Source organism: Shewanella sp. 10N.286.54.B9 (assembly GCF_041468565.1).
Taxonomy (GTDB): domain Bacteria; phylum Pseudomonadota; class Gammaproteobacteria; order Enterobacterales; family Shewanellaceae; genus Shewanella.
The window spans coordinates 12,854-15,767 of sequence record NZ_JBFRIY010000075.1; the positions used below are offsets into that span (position 1 = coordinate 12,854).

Genomic DNA, 2,914 nt, shown 5'->3' on the forward strand with positions numbered 1-2,914 from the left:
CATGAGAAAGTTGATGATAACGCTCTAACTTTTCACCAACTTCTTGTAAGCCAGCAGCAATATAAGCATAAACGGTTCCTTGTTCGGCTTTAGGTGGATCTTGTTGCAAACGACTGACTTTTACATCGGTAGCAATATTAAACTCACCTTCATCAAGCAGAACATCACCGCTTAGTACCTTCATCAGGCTAGATTTGCCTGCACCATTGCGGCCTACGATACAAACACGTTCACCAGCTTCAATGGTAAAATCTGCTTTTTGCAATAACGGGGTATAACCATAGGCTAAAGAGCCGTTATTAATACGTACTAAACTCAACTTACGCTCCTAAAAATTCTTGTAATGCTTTGAGGTCAAATGGCCAGCCCAGCTCGCGATTATCTGTCGTTATTCTTACCACAGGGATCCTTGTCCCGTAACGCTCAGCTAGCAACTCATCCTCACAAATATCTTCCGCAACAAACATAACTTGTGCTTGCTGTAACAAATCCGCTGCCAAGTCACACAGATGACAGGCATCTGTGTGGTATAAAACAACTGAATGAACTTTACTCAGCATGAGTGATAAGCCAAGTATTATGGATTTGAGGATTACGCTTATAATCCAATGGTAACGTTTGGTTATCGATATTTTTAATTGACATGCCAGCCGCTTCCAACTGCTCAATTTCCATCTTAAATTTACGCTTGTTGTTGGAGAAAATAATCTCTCCGCCTGGATTAAGCAACTTTATCAAGTTACTCAAAAGAGGCACATGATCACGCAGCACGTCGAAAGAGTCTTCCATACGCTTTGAATTTGAGAAGGTTGGTGGATCGATAAAGATAAGATCGAATCTATCATGGGTACGCTTTATCCACTGTAAACAGTTCGCTTGCACAAATTGATACTTATCATCGTTTAAACCATTAAGCGCAAAGTTTTCTTTCGCCCAATTGATGTAGGTATTCGACATATCTACCGTCGTAACAGACGTTGCTCCGCCAATAGCAGCATGCACCGACGCAGTCCCCGTGTAAGCAAATAGGTTACACACACTACGGCCTTTAGATTTTTCCCCCACCATCTTACGAGTTAGACGATGATCTAAAAACAAGCCAGTATCTAAATATTCTTTAAGGTTAAGCTTAAATTTAGCGCCATACTCTGTTGTAATAAGTTCAAGCTTATTAGCTTGCATCTTTTCATATTGCGAAATGCCCTTTTTACGCTCACGGGTCTTCAATACAATATTGTTTGGATCGATTCCGATAGCATGTGGCAACGCGATCAATACGTCTGTTAAGCGACGTTTTGACACCGATTCAGGGATTTCTGCGGGTGCGGCATATTCATAAACAACAACGTGATCGAGGTATTTATCAATGGCAACATTATAATCAGGCAAGTCGGCATCATAAAGGCGGTAACTATCAATGCCCTCTTTCTTCGCCCACTTTTGTAACTGTTTAAAGTTCTTCTTAACGCGGTTAGCGAAAGGCACTGCGATGTCACTCACATCACCGTCGACTTTAATATTTGCAGGATCGACACGACGAGTGTTTTCGGCATGAACAGTATACAGATTAAATGCACACTCTAGCGCGCCGTTATTCATCTTCATCTGTTTGTCAGCTTTAAGCTTTAACGCTGACAGTAACTCTGCATCACTATTAAGTATCGCTAGGTTCCAGCCACCGAATTCTGCTTTGAACTTATCGCCTAGCTGATAATAAAGCTGCAGTAATGATGTCATGTTTCCTAAGCGTTCACCGTAAGGCGGGTTCGAAATCAAATAACCAGTCGCTGCAGGTACGCTTATGTTAAGCGCGTTACTAACATTAAAATCGATAAACTCAAGTACGCCTGCATTTTCAGCATTGCGCTTAGCAAGCGCCACTAGTCTTGAATCTATATCAGATCCATAGAATTTTATTTCACAGCGAGTCTTGCCAATTGATGCTCTAGCATGAGCTTCATTTAACAGTTCTTGCCAAACTTTATCGTTGTGAGGTAGCCACTTTTCAAAACCAAAGCGTTCACGATGAATGCCTGGAGCAATATCGCAAGCCAGCATTGCAGCTTCAATCAAAATGGTACCGCTACCGCAAAAAGGGTCTAACAAGGTGACAGGAGATTTCTTCCAGCCACTGCGAACCAACATATTTGCCGCTAGATTTTCTTTAAGCGGGGCTTCACCCGTTGTAGAACGGTAACCACGTTTATGTAACGCAGGGCCAGAAAAGTTAATACCAATGGTTATTTCACCGCGGCGATAATGAGCATCAATTTTGTAGTCAGCGTCAATTTTAGCAACGTTCGGACGGGAAAAATCATCATCACGAAAACGATCAACTATCGCATCTTTAATTTTCAAAGCACCAAACTGGGTGTTGTTAATGAAGCCACCCATACCATGGAAATCAACACTAAAAGTACTGCGGTTAGAAAACTGCATCTGCCAATCAATCCCATAAGCGGCATTATAAAGCTGCTCTGGTGACTCACAAGGTCCTTTATGGATCACTAAAATGATTCTGCTGGCTAGTCGCGACCAAAGGGTGATCCGATAACCAAGTTCTAGAGAAGCAGTAAAATAAACTCCCGCTACACTTTCTTTGATATCTGAAGCGCCAAGCTCCGCTAATTCAAGCGATAACGCGTATTCGTAGCCCCGAGGAGCAGCAGCAAAAAAATTTAACATCGATAGATAGACACTGAATAAAAATTAGTTTGTTATTATACCCGTAAGCGCCAGCAAATGATAAAAAGATATTGCCTAATAGCCGATAATTTCATGACTCAACTAGAAAATCATTTCAATTTGCTTCTTTTAAACCAAAATTGACTAGGGCCTGTTGCTCTTTCGTGGTTGTTTTTACGCAAATTAATTGGCCATTTTGGCAATGCAGAGGCTATGTAGTGTAGTGATT

General features: G+C 41.5%; 3 protein-coding genes. All 3 read right to left on the reverse strand.

Going from position 1 to position 2,914, the window contains the following annotated elements; genetic code table 11:
* Positions 1–319 (reverse strand): ATP-binding cassette domain-containing protein (locus AB4135_RS20830; RefSeq protein WP_371995341.1); only part of this gene is annotated, 319 nt, incomplete at its 3' end.
* Position 320: 1 nt separating this feature from the next.
* Positions 321–560, reverse strand: a complete 240-nt coding sequence (locus tag AB4135_RS20835) for a glutaredoxin family protein (RefSeq protein ID WP_371995342.1) — start codon at positions 558–560, stop codon at positions 321–323.
* Positions 550–2,685 carry a bifunctional 23S rRNA (guanine(2069)-N(7))-methyltransferase RlmK/23S rRNA (guanine(2445)-N(2))-methyltransferase RlmL gene (gene rlmKL, locus AB4135_RS20840; RefSeq protein ID WP_371995343.1) on the reverse strand — a complete coding sequence of 712 codons (2,136 nt, stop codon included), beginning with the start codon at positions 2,683–2,685 and terminating at the stop codon, positions 550–552. Before rlmKL ends, AB4135_RS20835 begins: the two co-directional genes overlap by 11 nt.
* Positions 2,686–2,914 lie beyond the last annotated feature (229 nt).

Excerpts from the sequence above, each read along its gene's own strand:
- AB4135_RS20835 (WP_371995342.1), bottom strand. The coding sequence starts at position 560 with ATGCTGAGTAAAGTTCATTCAGTTGTTTTATACCACACAGATGCCTGT.
- rlmKL (WP_371995343.1), bottom strand. The coding sequence starts at position 2,685 with ATGTTAAATTTTTTTGCTGCTGCTCCTCGGGGCTACGAATACGCGTTA.